Genomic DNA, 20511 nt, shown 5'->3' on the forward strand with positions numbered 1-20511 from the left:
CGATTCCATCGGAGCATGACGCGCGGCGCCCCGCACGCCAATCGTGCGAGGCCCGGCACCAGCGCTGCCCATGGTCGCCGATCGCGACGGCCGAAAACACATACAGATCCGGGGGAAAACGACCTGCATAGGGGGCCGGCCGAATCACGACCGCGTTGCTACAATCTGCGCCAACGTTCGGGGATTCCGGCCCAGCCATGACAGGAAAATACCGCGCCATCGCGGAGCACTACATACAGGCGATCGAGCGCGGCGCCCTTGCCGACGGGCAACGCCTGCCGTCGTTGCGCGCGCTGGCGGAACTGCATCGCGTCTCGCTGGCCACCTCGATCGAGGCCTGCCGGCTGCTCGAGAAACAGGGTTACGCGCAAGCGCGCCCGCGCGCCGGCTATTTCGTCCGGCACCCCGACCGGCGGAAGCCGGAACCGGCCGCCCCTGAGCAGTCAAGCCCGCAACACGGCGCACCGGCCATCGATCCGGCCGACTACGTCGGCGTGCACGAACGCATTTCGGTCATGCTCGCCACGGCGCACCGCCATCCGCCGAGCGTCGATCTCGGCCGCGCGATCTGCGCGCCGTCGATGTATCCCGGCGCCGCGCTGCGCGAGCATGCATTGCGCATCCTGCGCTCCGCCCCGACGCTGTACGACGCGAGCCCCGATACGGGCGGCGTGCACAAGCTCAAGACGGCGATCGCGCGGTTGTCGGTCGCGCGCGGGCTGGGGGTGGAACCCGACAGCCTGCTCGTCACGCACGGCTGCAGCGAAGCGCTGTCGCTCGCGCTGCGCGCGGTCACGAAGCCAGGCGACATCGTCGCGATCGAATCGCCCTGTTATTTCGGCATCCTGCAGATCATCGAATCGCTCGGCCTGCGCGCGGTCGAGATCCCGACCGACCCGCGCACGGGCCTGTCGCTGGACGGGCTGGACATCGCCATGAACCGGCCCGAGGGCGTGCGGGCCGTGCTGTGCTCGCCGTCGATCCACAACCCGCTCGGCGGCACCATGCCCGACACCGCCAAGGCACGGCTGGTGGCCATGTGCGAGCAGCGCGGCGTCGCCCTGATCGAGGACGACAGCTACGGCGCCTTCCTGAGCAACCCCGCGAGCGCGCGGCCGCTCAAGGCCTGGGACACGGGCGGCAACGTCATCTATTGCAGCACGCTGAACAAGTCCTTGTCGCCGGGGGCGCGCATCGGCTGGGTGATCGGCGGGAAATGGCAGAACCGGATCGCGATGATGATGTATGCGGTGTCGCGGCATCGCGAGGAGGTGCCGCAACTGGCCGTGGCGGACTATCTCGCGAACGGCGCGTTTCTCCGCCATATGCGGCGCATGCAGACGCAGTTGGCGCGCCAGCGCGCCCTGCTGGCCGACGCCGTCGAGCGCCACTTCCCCGCCGGCACCGAAGTGACGCGGCCGGAGGCCGGGCTGCTGTTGTGGGTCGCCCTGCCCGGCAAGCGCGATGTCGATCGGCTGTTCTCCCTCGCGCTCGACGCAGGCATCCGCATCAGCCCCGGCTCGATGTTCTCGAACACGGGCCGCTTCGACCACTGCCTGCGGCTGGGCGCCGGCATGCCGTTCGACACGCGCGTGGCCGCGGCAGTCGAACGCCTGGGCCAGCTGATTGCCACGCTGCCGTCATGATGGCCAGCGCAAACGTTTGACTTTTCGCGCAAACGTTTTCAGAAACGGGTAAAAAAACTCGCGACGTATGCAAACATGCTCGACGTCGATTCGGCGATCAAGTGCATGCTCATCATCGCGCCGCCAATCACGGCGCCACCCATCAAGCCGTATTCCACGGCGGTCGCGCCTGACTCGTCTGCCAGAAAACGCGCCATCAACCCCTTCATATTCTTTCCCCAATTGCGTGTTTTTTTACAGTATTTCTCTTTCTTGATGTGGATCATAACCTGTAAAAAATGACGGGCCCGTGGCGGCAAGTGTCAAATGAGCGGATGTGATGTTATTACGTCACACTCCGCATTTCGTCACAGGATTCCGCACATTCGGGCATCGCTTTCGCCAGGCGAGCGACGGCCCGTTCAAGGCGACTCATACGTTTGTTTGAAATCGTCCGTTTGAATCGGCCCCCATAAAGGCTGGCGCCCCGCGCCCCAGCGTGATCCGCCGCATTGCAGCAGGCCCGGCGTGTGTTTGGTACGGCTTCTCTAGCCGGCCTATGCCAGACTTTCACGCAGCCGGATCGCACCGGCGCCTCGGCCCGGGCAGCAGCCATGCACCACGCGCCGATCGACAGGGAGACGATAACTATGCGGATATCGGCATCGCGTGCCCATCGCACGCGTTCTGCGCTTGCGCGTCGCGCGGGCTGGCACGGACTGTCGCGGCCGGCCGCCGCGCTCGCGATCGTGGCTTCGCTGCTGGCGGCCGGCTGCGCGGAGCCATCGGCCCATGCGCAAGCCGACACCAACGGCACCGCGCCGAAGCTCGACCGCGACAAGGCCGCGCAATTGCAGCGCGAACAGCAGATCGCGCGCACGGTGCCGTCGCTCGGTTCGATCCACCTGGCCCAGCCGCGCCCGGTCACGCTGCGCGACTCCGGCCAGAACGGCGCGATCACGATGCTGCGCGACGTCGATTTCCGCATCGTCGGCGATCTCGGCTTCTACGTGCATCAGTTGTCGGCCACGCTCGTGCCGTCTCGGGCCGGTGCGCCCATCGTGTTCGACGATCCCGCCACGTTCTCCATCGCCGTGCATCGCGGCATCGTCACGCTCGACGACACCAAGCTCACCGCCGTTTTCAACAATTACCTGTTCGGCTATCGCAATGCGCCGCTGCGCAAGCTGAAGGTGTCGGCCGGCGACGGCACGATTCATCTGGAAGGCGAAATGCAGCGCGGCGGCTGGGTGCCGTTCTCGCTGACGGGCACGCTCTCGGTGCGCGACGGCTCGCAGCTCGTGTTCCATCCGAGCACGGTGCGCGTGCAGGGGCTCGACGCGAACCCGGTGATGCGCGCGGCCAACGTCAAGCTGGCCGATCTGCTGAAGATCGACACGCCGGTCGCGAAGCTGACGGGCGACGATCTGGTCATGCAGGTCGACAAGCTGATGCCGCCACCGCAACTGAAGCTGACGGTGGCAGCGCTGCGCATCACGCCGGCCGGTCTCGATCTGGCCTTCGACGACGGCACGCACGCCGGCTTCGCCATGCCGGACGGCGCACCGCAGCAGGCCATGCTGATTCGCGGCGGCGACGTGAAATTCATGCGCTCGATGCCGATGAACGCCGACATCCTGATCGCGCCGGCACAACCCGCCGCGCGTACCGCGCCGTTCGTGTTCGATCTCTATCACTACCGCGATCAGGTTTCGACCGGCTACTTCAACTTCGCGCCGAGCGGCGCGATGACGATCAGGATTCCGTCCTATACCGGCGCGAAACCGCCGGCCAACGCGATCGGCTCGGCCAGCGCACGCCTGAACGACAGCTTCGCCGAAGCGCAGCAGGCGGCGCTGCGCGATGCACGCCAACGCTGGTTCTCCGACGCGTTGGCCGGCGGCGGCTCGGCGGCGGCCCCGAGCGCGGTCAACGCCGCGCCCGCCGACGAGCGCCACGTGTCGAACAAGATCACCTCGATCCAGTTGCGCAACGTCGATTTCACGATCTCGGGCAACATCGGCTTCCACGTCGACCGGCTCGACGCGCAGATGGTGCCGCGCCGCGCCGGCGAACCGGTCGACCTCGACGATCCGAATCAGTACGACATCAAGATCCTCGGCGGCTCGGTGCTCGAACCGTGGCCCGCGATGAACGCGCTGTTCAACGACTACCTGCTCGACTACACGCCGCGTGCGCTGAACGATCTGAAGCTCGCGCCCGACGGCACGAACCTGCGCGTGACGGGCGGCATCCGGCTCTGGAATCATGTGCCGCCTGGCGTGTGGCTGCCGACCTCGATGAGCGGCACGATCGGCGTGCTCGACGGCCGCCATATCGCCTACACGCCCACCCAGGTGTCGGTGCTCGGCGTGCCGCAGGCCAAGCTGCTGCATGCGCTCGGCATCGAGCTCGCCTCGTTGACGCCGCTGCGCCGGCGCGGCGCCGAACTGCGCGGCGATGCGCTCGTGCTGGACCAATACACGGTATTCCCGCCGCCGGTGCTGAAGGGCCAACTGGCGCAAGCCAGCGTCGAACCGAACGGCCTGCGGCTCACCTTCAACCGCGCACCCGACGCGCCGGCGCTGCCGAAGCCGGGCACCGGCGCTGCCAGCTACATCTGGATGGAAGGCGGCGACATGAAGATGTTCAACGTGCTGGAGACCAACCTGCGCGCACTGATCGAAAACACGGCGCAGCAGGGGCCGATGCAATTCGATCTGTACGGCTATCGCGCGCAGGTATCGAAGGGCTCGGTGCGCATGGCGGCCGACGGCACGCTGCTCGTCGATCTCGGCAAGGCCAACCCGCTCGCGCCGTAACGCCTGGGCGCGTCATGAAAAAAGCCCGCGAGGCGCTTGCCTGCGGGCTTTTTCTGGATACGGGCACGTTGGCCGCGGGCGCTACTTACGTTCGAGCACGTCGATCACGGCAAGCAGCGCGTGCCGCAATTGGTCGACGTCCACGGTGTCGGCAACGCCGCTTTCCTCTGCCGCCGGAAACAGCGTTTCCTGTTCCGTCGGCATCGCATTGCGATCGGAGCCATGCGAATCGAGCCGGTTGCGCGCGCCGTTGATCGTGAAACCCTGCTCGTAGAGCAGTTCGCGAATCCGCCGGATCAACAGCACTTCGTGGTGCTGGTAATAACGCCGGTTGCCACGGCGCTTGACCGGGCGCAACTGCGTAAACTCCTGCTCCCAATAACGCAGCACATGCGGCTTCACGCCGCACAGGTCGCTGACTTCACCGATCGTGAAATAGCGCTTCGCGGGAATCGGGGGCAGCACGACTTTCTCAACCGTCGATGTCATCGTCAGTCAACCGTCGGTAAGCGCGGGAGCCGCGCGGCAGCACGCAAGCGCGTGCAGGTCAGCCTTCTGCGCCGTTTTCGACGAGCGCCTTCAACTTCTGGCTCGCGTGGAACGTGACGACGCGGCGCGCGGCGATCGGAATCGCCTCGCCCGTCTTGGGATTGCGCCCCGGGCGCTGCGGCTTATCGCGCAACTGGAAATTGCCGAAACCGGACAGCTTGACGCTCTCGCCGTTCTCGAGCGCATCGCGGATCACTTCGAAGAAGGCCTCGACCATGTCCTTCGCTTCCCGCTTGTTGAGCCCGACGCTGTCGAACAGCAGTTCGGCCAGCTCCGCCTTGGTCAGCGTGGGCGTTTCGCCGGACTGCACCGGCGCCACATCGCGATTCAGGGCGCTGCGCTGCGCCGTCAGGAGGGCTTCGAATTCACTCGAGTTCATGTCATTCATATCTGCAAAACTTGCGCATTATCCCTGGTCAAAACCGGCCGGAGCCTCGTGCCTCCGGCCGGCTTCCGCGCCTCTCGGCGGGCCGGTTCAGCCGCGCAGACGCGCGCCGTGAACCTGCATGCTGCCGACGAGGGCCTGGATCGCGAGATCGACCGTTTCGTCCTGCAGCGTGCCGGCCGGATCCTGCAACGTGACGCGAAACGCCAGGCTTTTCTCGTGCGCTGCCAAACCACCGGAAGTGTTTGATTTTGCACGAAATTCGTCAAAGAGTACAACCTTCTGAACGAACTTGCACGGCTCGCTGGCGAGCGCATCCTTCATCGCGTCGAACAGCGCCTGCACCTCGATCTTCTGATCGACGACGACGGCGATGTCGCGGCGCACCGGCGGGAATTTCGACACATCGGACGGCGCCGGCAACGCACGCGCGATCAGCGCATCGGCATCGATCTCGAACATCACCGGCGCGTGCGGCAACTCGTATTGCTGCATCAGGCGCGGGTGCAGTTCGCCGACCCAGCCGACCGCCTTGCCGTCGAGCTCGATACGTGCGCTGCGGCCCGGATGCAGCGCCGGATGTTCGGCCTTCACGAAGCGTGCGACGGCCGGCGCGAGCAACGCCTCGACATCGCCCTTCACGTCGAAGAAATCGACCTGACGGGTGGCGGCGCCCCACTGCTCGTCGAGTTGCGGGCCGTAAGCCAGCGCGCCGACGCGCTTCGGCTGCGCATAGCCCTCGACCGTCAGTTCGCCGGCGGCGACCGACGCATCGGCAATGAACACACGGCCCGTTTCGAACACGCGCACGCGCTCGGCACGGCGGTTCAGGTTGTGACGCAACACGTTGACGAGGCTGCCGAACAGCGTGGTGCGCATCACCGACAGTTGGCTCGCGATCGGGTTGAGCAGGCGCACCGGCTGGGTATTGCCCGCGAAATCGCGCTCCCAGTCCGCATCGACGAAACTGAAGTTGACCGTTTCCGAGTAGTCGCGCGCGGCCAGCGCGTGACGGATCGTATGGATCGAACGCTGCGTTTCGTTGGTCGCGCGCATTTCGCTGATCGCCACCGGCGGACGCGCGGGAATGTTTTCGAAGCCGTAGATGCGCGCGACTTCCTCGATCAGATCTTCCTCGATCTCGATGTCGAAGCGATGCGGCGGCGGCGTCACGAGGAACGTGTCGCCGTCGCGCGCGAAGCTCAGGCCGAGGCGCGTGAAGATGCCGGCGATTTGCTCGGCGTCGATCGGCACGCCGATGATGCGGTTCGCGCGCGCGACGCGCATGGCCACCGGCGCGCGGACCGGCAGGTTCACGGATTGATCGTCGACCGGGCCGGCCTGGCCGCCGCAGATGTCGAGAATCAGCTGCGTGATGCGTTCGAGATGCTCGACCGTGGTCGAGTAATCGACACCGCGTTCGAAGCGATGCGCTGCATCGGTCGAGAAGTTGTACTTGCGCGCACGGCCACGCACGCTGTCCGGCCACCAGAACGCGGCCTCGAGGTAGATGTTGGCGGTGTCGAGCGTGACGGCCGTGCTGTCGCCGCCCATGATCCCGGCCAGGCTCTCGACCTGCCCTTCGTCGGCGATCACGCCAACGGTTTCGTCGAGTTCGATCGTGTTGCCGTTCAGCAGCTTGAGCGTTTCGCCGCGCTTGCCCCAGCGCACGTCCACCGTGCCGTGGATCTTGTCGAGATCGAACACGTGCGACGGACGGCCCAGCTCGAACATCACGTAGTTCGAGATGTCGACCAGCGCCGACACGCTGCGCTGGCCCGCGCGCTCGAGGCGCTCGACCATCCACTGCGGCGTCTTGGCGCGTGCGTTCACGCCGCGGATCACGCGACCCGAGAAGCGGCCGCACAGATCGGGCGCGGAGATGCGCACCGGCAGCGTTTCGTTCAGTTCGACCTTGGCCGGCGGAAAGGCCACGGCCTTCAGCGGTGCGCCGGTGATCGCGGCCGTTTCGCGCGCGATGCCGTACACCGACAGGCAATCGGCCTTGTTCGGCGTCAGCTTGATTTCGAAGATCGTGTCGTCGAGGTTCAGCGTCTCGCGGATGTCCTGGCCGATCGGCGTGTCTTCCGGCAGGATCATCAGGCCGCTGTGATCCTCGGACAGCTTCAGCTCGCGCGCCGAGCAGAGCATCCCCTGGCTCTCGACGCCGCGCAGCTTCGACAGCTTGATCAGGAACGGCTTGCCGCCCTCTTCGGCCGGCGGCAACTCGGCGCCCACCAGGGCGACCGGCACCTTGATGCCCGGCGCCACGTTCGGCGCGCCGCAGACGATGTTCAGCGTCGCGCCGGTGCCGGCGTCGACCTGACAGACGTTCAGCTTGTCCGCGTCCGGGTGCTTGACCACTTCGAGCACGCGGCCGACGACGATCCGCGAGGTCGCCGGCGCAGCGGCGCGCAGCGATTCGACTTCGAGGCCGGCCATCGTCAGCGCATGCGACAGCTCGTCCGTCGTCAATTGCGGATCGACAAAGGTTCTCAACCAGGATTCAGGGAATTGCATGGATGTCTACGTTCGAAACAGGTTAGATCGGGCCGGTCGCGCGGCTGGCGTCGCCTGACGCGCCGCGCGCCGGTTCACGCGAACTGGCGGAGGAAGCGCAGATCGTTCTCGAAGAACAGGCGCAGATCCTGCACGCCGTAGCGCAACATCGTGAGCCGTTCGAGGCCGCTGCCGAACGCGAAGCCGATGTAGCGCTCCGGATCGAGACCCATGTTGCGGATGACCGTAGGATGCACCTGGCCCGAGCCCGAGATCTCGAGCCATTTGCCGGCGTTCTTGCCGTGTTCGAACATCATGTCGATTTCGGCCGACGGTTCGGTAAACGGGAAGTACGACGGGCGGAAGCGCACGAGGATGTCGTCGCGCTCGAAGAATTTCTTCAGGAAATCGGTGTAGACGCCCTTCAGGTCGGCGAAGCTGACGTTCTCTTCGATCCACAGGCCTTCGACCTGATTGAACATCGGCGAGTGCGTGGCATCGCTGTCGACGCGATAGGTGCGGCCCGGCGCGATGACCTTGATCGGCGGCTTGTTCATGCGCGCGTAGCGAACCTGCATCGGGCTCGTGTGCGTGCGCAGCAACAGCTGGCGGCCTTCGGCGTCCTTGCCGTCGACGTAGAACGTATCCTGCATCGAACGGGCCGGATGATTTTCCGGGCTGTTCAGCGAGGTGAAGTTGTACCAGTCGGTTTCGATTTCGGGGCCGTCGGCCACATCGAAACCGATCGAGCGGAAAATCTGTTCGACGCGCTCCCAGGTGCGCATCACCGGGTGCAGGCTGCCCGCACCGGCGCCGCGGCCCGGCAGGGTCACGTCGATGGCCTCGGAAGTGAGGCGTTGATTCAGGAGTGCGTCGGCGAGCGCCTGGCGTCGCGCGGTGAGCGCGCCTTCCACTTGCTGCTTCGCGACGTTGATGCGTGCGCCTTCGGTCTTGCGCGCTTCGGGATCGAGTTTGCCAAGCCCTTTCAACAGCTCGGTCAGCGCACCCGACTTGCCGAGAAAGCGTGCCTTCTCGTTTTCGAGCGTGGTGATATCGGCAGCCTGTTCGAAGGCCTGCTTCGCGTCAGTGACAATCTGGTCCAGATCCATTGATCCCATCATTTCCAACGTCGTTCGTTCTCGGCGAGCAAATCGCTCGATCCAACAAAAACGGGGCTCGGATGAGCCCCGTTTTCGCTGCAGCGGCCGTGACTACCGGAGCGTCGCTGCAACTGACCATGCAGTGCTAATTTCGCAATTAGGCTGCAACGGCGGCTTTCACCTGCTTGACGATCGCGGCAAAAGCAGCCTTGTCGAACACCGCCATGTCAGCCAGAACCTTACGGTCGAGTTCGATCGACGCCTTCTTCAGGCCGTTGATGAACACGCTGTAGGTCATGTCGTGCTGACGGACTGCCGCGTTGATACGCGTGATCCACAGTGCGCGGAACACACGCTTCTTGTTGCGACGGTCGCGATATGCGTACTGACCAGCACGCATCACCGCCTGCTTGGCGATGCGATAGACGTTATTGCGGCGACCGCGATAACCCTTGGCCAGGTTGATGATCTTCTTGTGGCGGGCCCGTGCGGTTACCCCACGTTTGACTCGAGGCATGTTTCTCTCCTTGGAGTATCAGTTAGGGGTTACGCGAACGGCAGCATTGCGCGGACGGAGTTCAGATCGGAATCATGAACTGCCGTCGAACCGCGCAGGTGGCGCTTGTTCTTCGTGGTTTTCTTGGTCAGGATGTGGCGCTTGAAGGCTTGACCGCGCTTGACGGTACCGCCCGGACGCACCACGAAGCGCTTTGCAGCACTCTTCTTGGTCTTCATCTTAGGCATAACAACTCCAGTTTATTAGATGGAGGTGGGTGTGCGGCTGGCTTGCGCCCTGAACCGCCCTTTGAAACCCAGTCCACTTGTGTACGACGCACACACTGCCCGTGCGCCGTCATGTCTGGCGAGCCGCCCTGACCGGGCCACCCGCCGCACTGCTTGACGAACCGCCGTGCCGGGCACGGCGGTTCGCGCATTACTTCTTCTTTTTCGGAGCGAGCACCATGATCATCTGGCGCCCTTCCATCTTCGGCATCTGCTCGACCTGGCCGACTTCGTCGAGATCGGCGCGCAGACGTTCGAGCACGCGCATGCCGATTTCCTGGTGAGCCATTTCACGGCCGCGGAAACGCAACGTGATTTTGGTCTTGTCGCCGTCCTCGAGGAAGCGCAACAGATTGCGAAGCTTGACGTTGTAATCGCCATCGTCGGTACCCGGACGGAATTTAACTTCCTTGACCTGGATGACCTTCTGTTTCAGCTTCGCTTCGTGCTGCTTCTTGGACTCCTGGTACTTGAACTTGCCGTAGTCCATCAGACGGCAAACGGGGGGAACGGCCTGCGGCGCGATCTCCACCAGATCAACATCCAGCTCTTCCGACTTGCGGAAGGCATCGGCGAGTTTCACGATACCGATGGGTTCTCCATCGACCCCGACCAGACGCACTTCCGGCGCATTGATTTCACCGTTGATGCGATGCGACGACTTATCAGTAGCGATGTTACGTTTCCTCTAAAAATTAAAAAAACGAGCCGCGCTGCCAGGGCGGTTACTTGAACGCCCGCAGATCCTGCTGCAGGCGCTCAACGAAGGCTTCGACCGGCATTACGCCAAGGTCGACGCCGCCACGGGCACGCACGGCTACCGTTTGTGCTTCACGCTCTTTTTCGCCGGCTACCAGCAGGTACGGCACTTTTTCGAGCGTGTGCTCGCGTATTTTATAGCTAATCTTCTCGTTGCGCAAATCGGCTTCAACTCTAAGCCCTTGTTTTTGCAACGATTGGGTTACAGCCTGCACATATTCGGCCTGATTTTCGGCGATATTCATCACCACGACCTGCACCGGAGCCAGCCAGGACGGCATCGCGCCGGCATGGTGCTCGATCAGGATGCCGAGAAAACGCTCCATCGAACCGACGATTGCACGGTGCAGCATGACCGGCCGGCGGCGGCTGTTGTCCTCCGCCACGTACTCGGCGCCAAGGCGCTCCGGCAGCACCATGTCGAGCTGCAGCGTGCCGCACTGCCACGACCGGCCCAGCGCATCCTTGATGTGGTATTCGATCTTCGGGCCGTAGAACGCGCCCTCGCCCGGCAGCTCTTCCCACTCGAGGCCGCAGGCCGTCAGCGCATCGCGCAGGCCCTGCTCGGCACGATCCCAGGTTTCGTCGGTGCCGGCGCGCTGATCGGGGCGCAGCGACAGCTTGATCGCGATCTGATCGAACCCGAAATCCTTGTAGATGCTCATCGCGAGTTCGTTGAACGCGATCGATTCCGAGATGAACTGGTCTTCCGTACAGAAGATGTGCGCATCGTCCTGCACGAAGCCGCGCACGCGCATCAGGCCGTGCAGCGCGCCCGACGCCTCGTTGCGGTGGCACGAGCCGAATTCCGCGTAACGCAGCGGCAGATCGCGGTACGAGCGCAGGCCATGATTGAACACCTGGACGTGGCCCGGGCAATTCATCGGCTTGATCGCGTAGTCGCGCTTCTCCGACTCGGTCGTGAACATGTTCTCGCGATAGTTCTGCCAGTGACCCGACGCTTCCCAGAGGGAGCGATCCATGATCATCGGCGTCTTGATCTCGAGATAGCCGACCGCATTCAGGCGGCGGCGGATGTATTGCTCGATCTGCTGCCAGAGCGTCCAGCCCTTCGGATGCCAGAACACCATGCCCGGCGACTCTTCCTGCATATGGAACAGGTCGAGTTGCTTGGCGAGCTTGCGGTGATCGCGCTTTTCCGCTTCTTCAAGCATGTGCAGGTAGGCTTCCTGGTCTTCCTTCTTGGTCCAGGCCGTGCCGTAGATGCGCTGCAACTGCTCGTTCTTCGAATCGCCGCGCCAGTAGGCGCCCGCGACCTTCATCAGCTTGAAGACCTTCAGCTTGCCGGTGGACGGCACGTGCGGGCCGCGGCACAGATCGGTGAAACCGCCGTGCGAATACAGCTTGATGTCGTCGCTCGTCGGAATCGATTCGATGATCTCGGCCTTGTACTTCTCGCCGATACCGCGGAAGTACTCGGCTGCCTCCTCGCGCGACACGACGCGGCGCGACACCGGCTCGTCCTTCTTCGCGAGTTCCTGCATGCGCTTTTCGATCTTCTCGAGATCTTCGGGCGTGAACGGGCGGCTGTACGAGAAATCGTAGTAGAAGCCGTTGTCGATGACCGGCCCGATCGTGACCTGCGCTTCCGGATACAGGCTCTTCACCGCGTAGGCCAGCAAGTGGGCCGTCGAGTGGCGAATGATGTCGAGGCCGTCCGCGTCCTTGTCGGTGACGATCGCCAGCGACGCGTCGCGATCGATCAGCGTCGAGGTATCGACAAGCTCGCCGTCGAGCTTGCCGCCGAGCGCGGCCTTCGCAAGGCCGGCGCCGATCGACGCGGCCACTTCGGCAACTGTCACCGGATGCTCGTATTGTCGAACTGAGCCATCGGGCAGGCGTATCGAAACCATAGCAATCTCCGTGATGCCGACAGGACGCGGCAAGCAAAGCGTTAAAAACGGCAAAAAAAATGCGGCCCCGCTTTCGAGGGGCCGCATTTCGGTACATCCAAACTACAGGCGAATACGTTCCTCGACTAGCGTCGTTCCGAAGTCGTTTCGGTCAACGTTCGCGATGTCATCACGGTATTTGCCTTGTGCGTAGAGAGTATGTCTACTGCTGCTTCGGACGGTGCAACCTGCCGAAGCCGATATCGTTGGTAGGCTCGATTGGATTCGAACCAACGACCCCCACCATGTCAAGGTGGTGCTCTAACCAACTGAGCTACGAGCCTAGAGAAACGAGAGTATATGGACCTTTTTCGACTCTGGCAAGCGGTTTGTGCAGCGCGGCGATCTTGCCACCCGATTCGTCACGCCTTGCGCGTGGCGCGCACCACGCCCGACACGTCGCCGAGCAGCGTGCACGCCCGCTGAACCTGCGCCGAATTCGATACTTCCACGGTGAATTGCATGACCGCCGCGTTGCGCCGGCTTTGCGTTTTCACGCCGATCACGTTCATCTTCTCGCGCGCGAACACTTCGGAAATATCGCGCAGCAGGCCCTGGCGATCGCTGGCATCGATGATCAGGTCGACCGGATACACCGACTGGCCGCGCCCGCCGAGCACATCGGCCGACCAGGTGGTTTGCAGCACGCGCTCCGGCGCGCGCTCGGCCATGCGGCGGAACATCTCGCAATCGCTGCGATGGATCGACATGCCCTTGCCGCGCGTCACGAAACCGCTGATCGGATCGGGCGGCGCCGGCCGGCAGCAGCGCGCCAGTTGCGTGAGCAGCGCGTCGACGCCCACCACCAGCACGCCCGTCGAGGCGCCGTGCGCGACGCTGGCGCCGCTGCTGCGCTTCTCGAACTGCTCGGGCGCCTCGATGTCGGGTTCGGGCGGCGGCGCATCGGACAGCGCGTGCTCGACCGTGCGCAGGCTGAACTCTTCCTTGCCGACCGCGGCGAACAACTCGTCGGGCGCCTTGAAGCCGAGCTTGGCCGCGAGGCTGTCGAGGCTGACCGACGTCTTGCCTTCGCGCTGCAAGGTTTTTTCGACCAGCGTCCGGCCTCGCGCGATGATTTCCTGCTGATCGTTGAGGTTGAAGAACGCCCGCACCTTCTGGCGCGCGCGGCCGCTCTGCAGATAGCCGAGCTGCGGGTTCAGCCAGTCGCGCGACGGCCCGCCCTCCTTCACCGCGACGATCTCGACCGTCTGCCCGTTGGCCAGCGGCGTGTTGAGCGGCACCATCGAACCGTCCACGCGCGCGCCTCGGCAGCGGTGGCCCAGCTCGCTGTGCAGGTGATACGCGAAATCGATCGGCGTGGCGCCGTGCGGCAGCGCGATCACGCGCGCCTGCGGGGTCATCACGTAGATGTGGTCGTCGTCGAGCGAAGTCTCGCGCAACTGCGCCCAGGCCTCGTTGCCGGCCTCCTCGGGCGCGCCGTCGGTCACTTCCTCGCGCCAGGCCAGCAGTTGCCGCAGCCAGGCGATCTTCTCGTCGTATTTGTCGCCGGCCGAGAACTGGCCGCCGTAGCCGCGCGCGCCGGCTTCCTTGTAGCGCCAGTGCGCCGCCACGCCGTATTCGGCGAAGCGATGCATCTCCTGGGTACGGATCTGCACCTCGAAGGCGCGGCCGTCGTCGCCGATCACGACTGTATGCAGCGACTTGTAGCCGTTCGGCTTGGGCCGCGAAATGTAGTCGTCGAACTCCCGCGGCACCGGCTGCCACAGGTGGTGAACGATGCCCAGCACCGCGTAGCAATCCTTGATGTCGGGGACGATCACGCGAAACGCGCGCACATCGTACAGCTCGGAAAAATCGAGCTCCTTGCCGCGCATCTTGCGCCAGATGCTGTAGATGTGTTTCGGCCGGCCGCTGACTTCGGCCGGGATCTGCGCGGCCGCCAGTTCCTGCTCGAGCCGCGCGATCGCCTGCGTCACATAGGCTTCGCGCTCGACGCGTTTCTCGTCGAGCAGCTTGGCGATGCGCTTGTAGGTGACGGGATCCTCGAAGCGGAACGCCAGATCCTCCAGTTCCCACTTCAATTGCCAGATGCCGAGCCGGTTCGCGAGCGGCGCATAGATATCGAGCGTTTCGCGCGCCACATCGGGCGGCGGCTGGCGCTTCGCGGCCGCGTAGTAGCGCAGCGACTGGAGCCGCGACGCGAGCCGGATCAACACCACGCGGATGTCCTGCGCGAACGCGAGCAGCATCTTGCGCAACGCTTCGATCTGGGCGCGGCGCTCGGCCTGCGCGTCGCGGTTGCCCTCGGGCACCTGGCGCGCCGCCAGCAGGCTGACCGTGCCGAGCCGCAGCAGCTTGCGCACGTCGCTCACCAGCTTCGCGACTTCGTCGCCGAAACGCTCGGCGATTTCCTTTTCGGGATCGTTCAGATGCGGCGTCAACGGGAACAGCGCGGCGGCCTGCACCGCATGCGGATCGACGTTGAGCGTGCGCATCAGCGCGACGATGCCGGCCGCGTGATCGGCCAGCCGCTCCCCCGACGACAGGCAAGCGTCGCCCGCGTGCTCGCGCACGAACGCGAGCACGTCGTCGAACTCGGGGGACGCCGCAGCGGCGGCGGAAGCGGGATCGACGTTCATCGGCTGACCGGCACAGGCATCAAGGCGGGGTGATCAGCTCTTCTGAGCGGCGACGACCACGATTTCGACGAGGCAAGCCGGGTTGGCCAGCTTCGCTTCGACGGTGGCGCGCGGCGGCGTGGCGCCCTGCACGACCCACGATTCCCACACTTCGTTCATGCCCGGGAAGTTCGCCATGTCGGTGATGTAGATCTGCACCGACAGCAGGTTCGCCTTGTCGCTGTTCACTTCGGCGAGCAGGCGGTCGATATGGCCCAGCACTTCGAGCGTCTGGCCCTTGATGTCCTGCGCCGTGTCTTCGGCGATCTGGCCGGCCAGATAGACGGTACCGTTGTGCACGGCGGTTTCGGAAAGACGCGCGCCCACGTGATGACGAATGACTGCCATGGAAATTCCCGGAAAGAAGTGAATGGAGTTCGGCCGGCGGCTCGGGCATGCGTGCCCGGGAACCTGCGGCCGAACTGCATATTATGACGCGTCTTGCTCGAAAAATCGGCGGGCGATTGTAATCTGTGCCGGGTCGAGGAATGCCGGGGCATGACCGACGCCCGCAACCTCGACGCTCGACGCCGCTTTGCCGCGCGCCGTCATCTCGGCCACGGTAGCCGCCGACAGCAGATCGGAACCGGCGCCGCGCACCACCAGCAGCGGCCCGGCGAACGCCTCGAACGAACGCCAGAGCACCGCTTCGCCGGCTTCGAGCTGCTCGGGCGTAGTGGCGCGGAACGGCTCGGCGATGCGCGGATCGTAGCGCACGCGCCAGCCGCCCTGGGCCGCGTCGGGCGCCAGCAGCGGCGCGTTGATTTCGCGCCATTCGTCGCTCGTCAGCGGGCCGAACGACGCGGCGAGCGCCGCGAGGTGATCGATGCCGGCCTGCTCGGTGTCGAAATGCATCTCCTTGCCGAGGTATTCGCCGATCCGCGCGAGCGAATCGGGTTCGATATGCGGGCCCACGTCGTTGAGCAGCATCCGCGCGATCGGCGTATCGGGCAGGCCGCCGAGCACCATGCCGATCAGGCCGCCCATCGAGGTGCCGAACCAGTCGACGCGCTCGACATCGAGCCGCGCGATCAGCGTGATCATGTCGGCCACGTATTGCGGCAGGCCATAGAGGCGCGGGTCGGCCAGCCAGCCGGAGCGGCCCCGCCCGGCGACATCCGGACAGACCACGCGGTAGCGGTCGGACAGCGCGGCGGCGAGCCGGTCGAAATCGCGGCCCGAACGCGTCAATCCGTGCACGCACACCAGCACGCGCGGATTATCGGGATCGCCCCATTCGGTATAGGCAAGACGGTGGAGGCCCGCCGGGCTCGCGCATTGCACATGGCGCTCGCGCGGCGAGGCGGAAGACGGAAAGGAATCGGACATCGGTGCGTCCTCGCGTTGGGCCGGCCAGGCCGGCGGACCGGCGGGCCCGGACGGCCCGCGCGCAGACGCGACCGATTGTAAACCGCTTCGTTGCACGCATGCGCCGCCGATGCCGCGCCGAGCGTGACGTGTCATGCGCGCTTCACGCCGGCGTCATCCCGACGCCGCCGATCCCGGCGCGACGGCCGCGCACCGCTCCATAGAAACAAAAACGCCCCGCGGCGCGAGCCACGGGGCGTTCGTCGAATCGATGCGGCAACACAAACCGCCGCCGCGATTCGCTCAGGACACGGCGCTGACGTCGAGCGGCGCGCCCGTCTTGGCCTTGATCTCGTCGACGCTCACGCCGTCGGCCAGCTCGATCAGCTTGAGGCCCGCGTCGGTCACTTCGATCACGCCGAGATCGGTGATGATGATGTCGACCACGCCCACGCCCGTCAGCGGCAGGTTGCACTCGTCGAGAATCTTGTGCTGATCGCCCTTCGCGACGTGCTCCATCAGCACCACCACGCGCTTGACGCCGGCCACCAGATCCATCGCGCCGCCCATGCCCTTGATCATCTTGCCCGGGATCATCCAGTTCGCCAGGTCGCCCTTCTTGCTGACCTGCATCGCGCCGAGGATCGCCAGGTTGATGTGGCCGCCGCGGATCATCGCGAACGAATCGGCCGACGAGAAGATCGACGAGCCCGGCAGCGTCGTCACCGTCTGCTTGCCGGCGTTGATCAGGTCGGCGTCGATTTCCTCTTCGGTCGGCGACGGGCCGATGCCGAGCAACCCGTTTTCCGATTGCAGCCACACCTCGACGCCCGCCGGCACGTGGTTGGCCACCAGCGTCGGCAGCCCGATGCCGAGGTTCACATAGAAGCCGTCCTGCAGTTCCTTGGCCGCGCGCGCAGCCATCTGGTCACGATTCCAGGCCATGTCAGTCTCCTTTCGCGCGCACGACGCGTTGTTCGATACGTTTTTCCGGCGTCGCGTTCAGCACGAGACGCTGCACGAAGATGCCCGGCGTGTGGATGTGGTCCGGATCGAGCTCGCCGTTCTCGACGATTTCCTCGACTTCCGCCACCGTGATGCGGCCGGCCATCGCGCACATCGGGTTGAAGTTGCGCGCCGTGCGGCGATAGATCAGGTTGCCGGACTTGTCGGCCTTCCAGGCCTTCACGAGCGCGACGTCGGCCGTCAGCGACGGCTCCAGCACGTAGTGCTTCTCGCCGAACTGGCGCGTTTCCTTGCCGTCCGCGATGACGGTGCCGTAGCCGGTGTTGGTGAAGAACGCCGGAATGCCCGCGCCGCCGGCGCGCAGCTTCTCGGCCAGCGTGCCCTGCGGCGTGAATTCCAGCTCGAGCTCGCCGGCCAGATACTGGCGCTCGAACTCCTTGTTCTCGCCGACGTACGACGAGATCATCTTCTTGATCTGCCGCGTTTCGAGCAGCAGGCCGAGGCCGAAGCCGTCGACGCCCGCGTTGTTGCTGATGCAGGTGATGCCCTTCACGGCGCTGTCGCGCAGCGCGGCGATCAGCGCCTCGGGGATCCCGCACAGGCCGAAGCCGCCGACGGCAAAGGTCTGCCCGTCCGCGACGATGCCCTCGAGCGCGGCAGCCGCGCTTGGGTAGATCTTGTTCATCTTTCTGTCCCTTCCTCTATGGAAACCAGTCGAACCGGTTCGCGACGCGTGTCGAACCCGCCGCGTCATTCTAGACACCCTCGGATGATCCCGCGTTGACAACGCGGCGCATGCGTCGAGTGATTTGCCGGAAAGGGTACGATGGGCAGCCGATGCGGCACAATACGCAAAAATACATAAGCGTTCACCGCCATGCGCGAACGCCCGACGACACCGCCCGATGCCCGAACTCGATTACCAGACTGCCTTCCACCTTGCGCCGATCGGCCTCGTGCTGTCGCGCGACCGCGTGATCGAGGATTGCAACGACGCACTGGCGGCCATGTTCCGCTGCCGCCGCACCGACCTGATCGGCCAGTCGTACCGTGTGCTGTACCCGTCGCCGGACGAATTCCAGCGGATCGGCGAGCGCATCACCCGGCTGATGAGTGCAACCGGTTGCTATGCGGACGAACGGATCATGAAGCGCGCCGACGGCGAGCTGTTCTGGTGCCACGTGACGGGCCGCGCGCTCGACCGCGCGGCGCCGCTCGCCGACGGCGTGTGGACTTTCGAGGATTTGAGCGCGACGCGGCGCGTGGCCGTGGAGCTGACGCCGCGCGAGCGCGAGATCGCCGCGCAACTGGCCACCGGCAAGACCAGCAAACAGATCGGCCGCGTGCTCGAAATCAGCTCGCGCACGGTCGATATCTACCGCGCGCGGCTGATGCGCAAGTACGGGACGGCCAACACGGCCGAACTGCTGCAGCGGCTGCTCGGCCAGTAGCCGCGCGCGGTTGCGCCGCGCATGCGCGCGAGAACGGGCCGGAAACGGCCCGCCGTTCATTCGACGCGCTGGCGCAGCGCCGCTTCGATGGTATGGCGCAGCAGGTCCGGCAACGGCGCGGATTTGCCGAGCGCGTAATCGATCCAGACGCAGCGTGCGTTCCCGCGCGCGTACAGATGGCTCGGATCGTCGGCGCGCGTCAGCTCGAAGCCGGTGTCGAAGCTGCTGCGTCCCGGCTGGGCCACCGTCATGCGCGCGATCACGTCGCCCGGGTAGTGCAACTGCTTGAGAAACTCCATCGAGGCCGTGACGATCACCGGCCCCTGCCCCTCGCCATTGCCGCCCGCAATGCCGAGCTCCTCGAACCACGAGATCCGCGCCTGCTCCATATAACGGAAATAGACCGTGTTGTTGACATGGCCGAACGCATCCATGTCGCCCCAGCGGATCGGCATCGACATCTCGAAAACGGGAACGTAATCGCTCATTTCACTTTCTTCCAACGAACCACCGCTTCATGCGAGCCCGAACCCGTCGTCGGCCGAGATGATCGAGCCGTTGACGAATTGCGACTCGTCGGCCGCCAGCAGCAGGAGCAGGCCGTCGAGATCCTGCGGTTTGCCGACGCGCCGGCGCGGCAGCATCGACTGCAGCTTGCGGCCCTGCTCGGTTTCCCACAGGTCGTGATTGATTTCGGTATCGATGTAGCCGGGGCAGATCGCGTTGACGTTGATGCCGTGCCGGCCCCATTCGCTGGCCATCGCGCGCGTCATGTGCACCACGGCGGCCTTGCTCATCGAATACAGGCCGATCTGCGGAAACACGCGCAAGCCCGCCACCGAGGCGATATTGATGATGCGGTACGGCGGTTTGCCGTGGCCGTTGCCGCGCATCATCATCCGCTTGGCCACTTCCTGCGCGACGAAAAACGCGCCGCGCGTGTTGGTGTCGAACACGAAGCCGAAATCGTCGGGCGTCACGTCGACGAGCTTCTGCATCGTCGATACGCCCGAATTGTTGACCAGAATATCGATCGTGCCGGCTTCCGTTTCGGCATGCGCCACCGCGGCGCGAATGCTTTGGTGGTCGGTCACGTCGAGCGCGACGACATGCGCCGCGCCGCCGGCCGCCTCGATCTGCGCGCGCAGCTCCTTGAGGCGCTCGACACGCCGGCTCGCCAGCACGACTTTCGCGCCGGCCTCCGAGAGCACCTGCGCGAAGCGCTGGCCCAGCCCGCTCGACGCGCCCGTCACCATCGCCACCTTGCCTTCCAGATTGATCGAACGACCCATCACAACTCCCTTGCTGGATAGCCCGGCATGCGGCTTGCTGCCGGGCAGGAACCTTATCATATAAATAGAACGATCGTGCTAATCTAGCCGCATTCTGTTGCGGCAACCGTTTTATTTGATCGACAATACGCTCCCAATTAAAAAGCATTCTAACGGTTAGAGGAACGCCAATGACCCCCACAAGCCTGATCGAGCAATACGGCCCTCGAGAGTCGATGGAATACGACGTCGTGATCGTCGGCGGCGGCCCGGCCGGTCTGTCGGCGGCGATCCGCCTGAAGCAGCTCGCGGCCGAAAAAGGCGGCGAGATCAACGTCTGCGTGCTCGAGAAGGGTTCGGAGATCGGCGCGCACATCCTGTCGGGCGCCGTGATGGATCCGCGCGCGATCGGCGAGCTGTTCCCCGACTGGAAGGAAAAGG

The 20511-nt window shown here is 64.9% G+C and carries 20 protein-coding genes and 1 tRNA gene; 4 read left to right on the plus strand and 17 right to left on the minus strand.

From position 1 onward, the window contains the following. The first annotated feature begins 197 nt into the window (after window positions 1–197). On the plus strand, window positions 198–1646 hold the full coding sequence (locus tag G3N92_RS09245; RefSeq protein ID WP_206127161.1) for a PLP-dependent aminotransferase family protein: 1449 nt from the start codon (window positions 198–200) through the stop codon (window positions 1644–1646). Window positions 1647–1684: 38 nt separating this feature from the next. Here G3N92_RS09245 and G3N92_RS09250 read toward each other — a convergent pair whose 3' ends face one another. Continuing rightward, the gene (locus tag G3N92_RS09250; RefSeq protein WP_206127162.1) at window positions 1685–1855 is read right to left on the minus strand and encodes a Flp family type IVb pilin; all 171 of its coding nucleotides are present in this window, start codon (window positions 1853–1855) and stop codon (window positions 1685–1687) included. A gap of 420 nt (window positions 1856–2275) precedes the next feature. Between G3N92_RS09250 and G3N92_RS09255 the strand changes: the two genes are divergently transcribed. Continuing rightward, the gene (locus G3N92_RS09255; RefSeq protein ID WP_206127163.1) at window positions 2276–4447 is read left to right on the plus strand and encodes a hypothetical protein; all 2172 of its coding nucleotides are present in this window, start codon (window positions 2276–2278) and stop codon (window positions 4445–4447) included. Between the two features lie 81 nt (window positions 4448–4528). Here the strand turns inward: G3N92_RS09255 and G3N92_RS09260 are convergent, their stop codons facing one another. The 14 genes from G3N92_RS09260 to G3N92_RS09325 all read right to left on the minus strand — a co-directional run bounded on the left by G3N92_RS09260 (window position 4529) and on the right by G3N92_RS09325 (window position 18033). Then, entirely contained in the window at window positions 4529–4936 is a 408-nt protein-coding gene (locus G3N92_RS09260) for a MerR family transcriptional regulator (RefSeq protein ID WP_206127164.1), read from the minus strand. Between the two features lie 58 nt (window positions 4937–4994). Beyond that, the gene (locus G3N92_RS09265; protein ID WP_206127165.1) at window positions 4995–5384 is read right to left on the minus strand and encodes an integration host factor subunit alpha; all 390 of its coding nucleotides are present in this window, start codon (window positions 5382–5384) and stop codon (window positions 4995–4997) included. Between the two features lie 87 nt (window positions 5385–5471). Continuing rightward, window positions 5472–7901, minus strand: coding sequence for a phenylalanine--tRNA ligase subunit beta (gene pheT, locus G3N92_RS09270; protein ID WP_206127166.1), 2430 nt, complete (start codon window positions 7899–7901; stop codon window positions 5472–5474). Between the two features lie 74 nt (window positions 7902–7975). Then, window positions 7976–8989, minus strand: a complete 1014-nt coding sequence (gene pheS, locus G3N92_RS09275; RefSeq protein WP_206127167.1) for a phenylalanine--tRNA ligase subunit alpha — start codon at window positions 8987–8989, stop codon at window positions 7976–7978. Between the two features lie 148 nt (window positions 8990–9137). Continuing rightward, window positions 9138–9497, minus strand: coding sequence for a 50S ribosomal protein L20 (gene rplT / locus G3N92_RS09280; protein WP_004192938.1), 360 nt, complete (start codon window positions 9495–9497; stop codon window positions 9138–9140). A gap of 29 nt (window positions 9498–9526) precedes the next feature. Beyond that, complete coding sequence (gene rpmI / locus G3N92_RS09285) at window positions 9527–9724, minus strand: 50S ribosomal protein L35 (RefSeq protein ID WP_006052501.1); 198 nt, start codon at window positions 9722–9724, stop codon at window positions 9527–9529. A gap of 190 nt (window positions 9725–9914) precedes the next feature. Further along, window positions 9915–10439 carry a translation initiation factor IF-3 gene (gene infC, locus G3N92_RS09290; protein ID WP_206127178.1) on the minus strand — a complete coding sequence of 175 codons (525 nt, stop codon included), beginning with the start codon at window positions 10437–10439 and terminating at the stop codon, window positions 9915–9917. Window positions 10440–10488: 49 nt separating this feature from the next. Continuing rightward, the gene (gene thrS, locus G3N92_RS09295; RefSeq protein ID WP_206127168.1) at window positions 10489–12396 is read right to left on the minus strand and encodes a threonine--tRNA ligase; all 1908 of its coding nucleotides are present in this window, start codon (window positions 12394–12396) and stop codon (window positions 10489–10491) included. A 246-nt stretch (window positions 12397–12642) separates the two neighbouring features. Continuing rightward, window positions 12643–12719, minus strand: a tRNA-Val gene (locus tag G3N92_RS09300). Window positions 12720–12797: 78 nt separating this feature from the next. Continuing rightward, a complete protein-coding gene (locus G3N92_RS09305) occupies window positions 12798–15035 on the minus strand; it encodes a bifunctional (p)ppGpp synthetase/guanosine-3',5'-bis(diphosphate) 3'-pyrophosphohydrolase (RefSeq protein ID WP_206127169.1) in 2238 nt (745 codons plus the stop codon). Window positions 15036–15068: 33 nt separating this feature from the next. Next, window positions 15069–15422 carry a RidA family protein gene (locus G3N92_RS09310; protein WP_206127170.1) on the minus strand — a complete coding sequence of 118 codons (354 nt, stop codon included), beginning with the start codon at window positions 15420–15422 and terminating at the stop codon, window positions 15069–15071. A gap of 81 nt (window positions 15423–15503) precedes the next feature. After that, a complete protein-coding gene (locus G3N92_RS09315; RefSeq protein WP_206127171.1) occupies window positions 15504–16403 on the minus strand; it encodes an alpha/beta hydrolase in 900 nt (299 codons plus the stop codon). A 282-nt stretch (window positions 16404–16685) separates the two neighbouring features. After that, window positions 16686–17327: a CoA transferase subunit B gene (locus tag G3N92_RS09320; protein ID WP_206127172.1), complete on the minus strand. Its 642-nt coding sequence runs from the start codon at window positions 17325–17327 to the stop codon at window positions 16686–16688. A gap of 1 nt (window position 17328) precedes the next feature. After that, the gene (locus tag G3N92_RS09325; protein ID WP_206127173.1) at window positions 17329–18033 is read right to left on the minus strand and encodes a CoA transferase subunit A; all 705 of its coding nucleotides are present in this window, start codon (window positions 18031–18033) and stop codon (window positions 17329–17331) included. Between the two features lie 220 nt (window positions 18034–18253). Between G3N92_RS09325 and G3N92_RS09330 the strand changes: the two genes are divergently transcribed. Further along, the gene (locus tag G3N92_RS09330) at window positions 18254–18799 is read left to right on the plus strand and encodes a LuxR C-terminal-related transcriptional regulator (protein WP_206127174.1); all 546 of its coding nucleotides are present in this window, start codon (window positions 18254–18256) and stop codon (window positions 18797–18799) included. A gap of 56 nt (window positions 18800–18855) precedes the next feature. Here the strand turns inward: G3N92_RS09330 and G3N92_RS09335 are convergent, their stop codons facing one another. Continuing rightward, window positions 18856–19287 carry a thioesterase family protein gene (locus tag G3N92_RS09335; protein ID WP_206127175.1) on the minus strand — a complete coding sequence of 144 codons (432 nt, stop codon included), beginning with the start codon at window positions 19285–19287 and terminating at the stop codon, window positions 18856–18858. A 27-nt stretch (window positions 19288–19314) separates the two neighbouring features. Then, window positions 19315–20091, minus strand: a complete 777-nt coding sequence (locus G3N92_RS09340; RefSeq protein ID WP_206127176.1) for an SDR family oxidoreductase — start codon at window positions 20089–20091, stop codon at window positions 19315–19317. 170 nt (window positions 20092–20261) lie between these two features. Between G3N92_RS09340 and G3N92_RS09345 the strand changes: the two genes are divergently transcribed. Next, on the plus strand, window positions 20262–20511 hold a 250-nt coding region (locus G3N92_RS09345; RefSeq protein ID WP_206127177.1), incomplete at its 3' end, for an FAD-dependent oxidoreductase.

The sequence above is a fragment of the Burkholderia sp. Ac-20379 genome, from assembly GCF_017104645.1.
Taxonomy (GTDB): Bacteria; Pseudomonadota; Gammaproteobacteria; order Burkholderiales; family Burkholderiaceae; genus Burkholderia.

Bases quoted from the DNA above. Each gene is read 5' to 3' on its own strand.
- G3N92_RS09245 (WP_206127161.1), top strand. From the start codon at position 198: ATGACAGGAAAATACCGCGCCATCGCGGAGCACTACATACAGGCGATC.
- G3N92_RS09250 (WP_206127162.1), bottom strand. From the start codon at position 1,855: ATGAAGGGGTTGATGGCGCGTTTTCTGGCAGACGAGTCAGGCGCGACC.
- G3N92_RS09255 (WP_206127163.1), top strand. From the start codon at position 2,276: ATGCGGATATCGGCATCGCGTGCCCATCGCACGCGTTCTGCGCTTGCG.
- G3N92_RS09260 (WP_206127164.1), bottom strand. From the start codon at position 4,936: ATGACATCGACGGTTGAGAAAGTCGTGCTGCCCCCGATTCCCGCGAAG.
- G3N92_RS09265 (WP_206127165.1), bottom strand. From the start codon at position 5,384: ATGAATGACATGAACTCGAGTGAATTCGAAGCCCTCCTGACGGCGCAG.
- pheT (WP_206127166.1), bottom strand. From the start codon at position 7,901: ATGCAATTCCCTGAATCCTGGTTGAGAACCTTTGTCGATCCGCAATTG.
- pheS (WP_206127167.1), bottom strand. From the start codon at position 8,989: ATGGATCTGGACCAGATTGTCACTGACGCGAAGCAGGCCTTCGAACAG.
- rplT (WP_004192938.1), bottom strand. From the start codon at position 9,497: ATGCCTCGAGTCAAACGTGGGGTAACCGCACGGGCCCGCCACAAGAAG.
- rpmI (WP_006052501.1), bottom strand. From the start codon at position 9,724: ATGCCTAAGATGAAGACCAAGAAGAGTGCTGCAAAGCGCTTCGTGGTG.
- thrS (WP_206127168.1), bottom strand. From the start codon at position 12,396: ATGGTTTCGATACGCCTGCCCGATGGCTCAGTTCGACAATACGAGCAT.
- G3N92_RS09305 (WP_206127169.1), bottom strand. From the start codon at position 15,035: ATGAACGTCGATCCCGCTTCCGCCGCCGCTGCGGCGTCCCCCGAGTTC.
- G3N92_RS09310 (WP_206127170.1), bottom strand. From the start codon at position 15,422: ATGGCAGTCATTCGTCATCACGTGGGCGCGCGTCTTTCCGAAACCGCC.
- G3N92_RS09315 (WP_206127171.1), bottom strand. From the start codon at position 16,403: ATGTCCGATTCCTTTCCGTCTTCCGCCTCGCCGCGCGAGCGCCATGTG.
- G3N92_RS09320 (WP_206127172.1), bottom strand. From the start codon at position 17,327: ATGGCCTGGAATCGTGACCAGATGGCTGCGCGCGCGGCCAAGGAACTG.
- G3N92_RS09325 (WP_206127173.1), bottom strand. From the start codon at position 18,033: ATGAACAAGATCTACCCAAGCGCGGCTGCCGCGCTCGAGGGCATCGTC.
- G3N92_RS09330 (WP_206127174.1), top strand. From the start codon at position 18,254: ATGCCCGAACTCGATTACCAGACTGCCTTCCACCTTGCGCCGATCGGC.
- G3N92_RS09335 (WP_206127175.1), bottom strand. From the start codon at position 19,287: ATGAGCGATTACGTTCCCGTTTTCGAGATGTCGATGCCGATCCGCTGG.
- G3N92_RS09340 (WP_206127176.1), bottom strand. From the start codon at position 20,091: ATGGGTCGTTCGATCAATCTGGAAGGCAAGGTGGCGATGGTGACGGGC.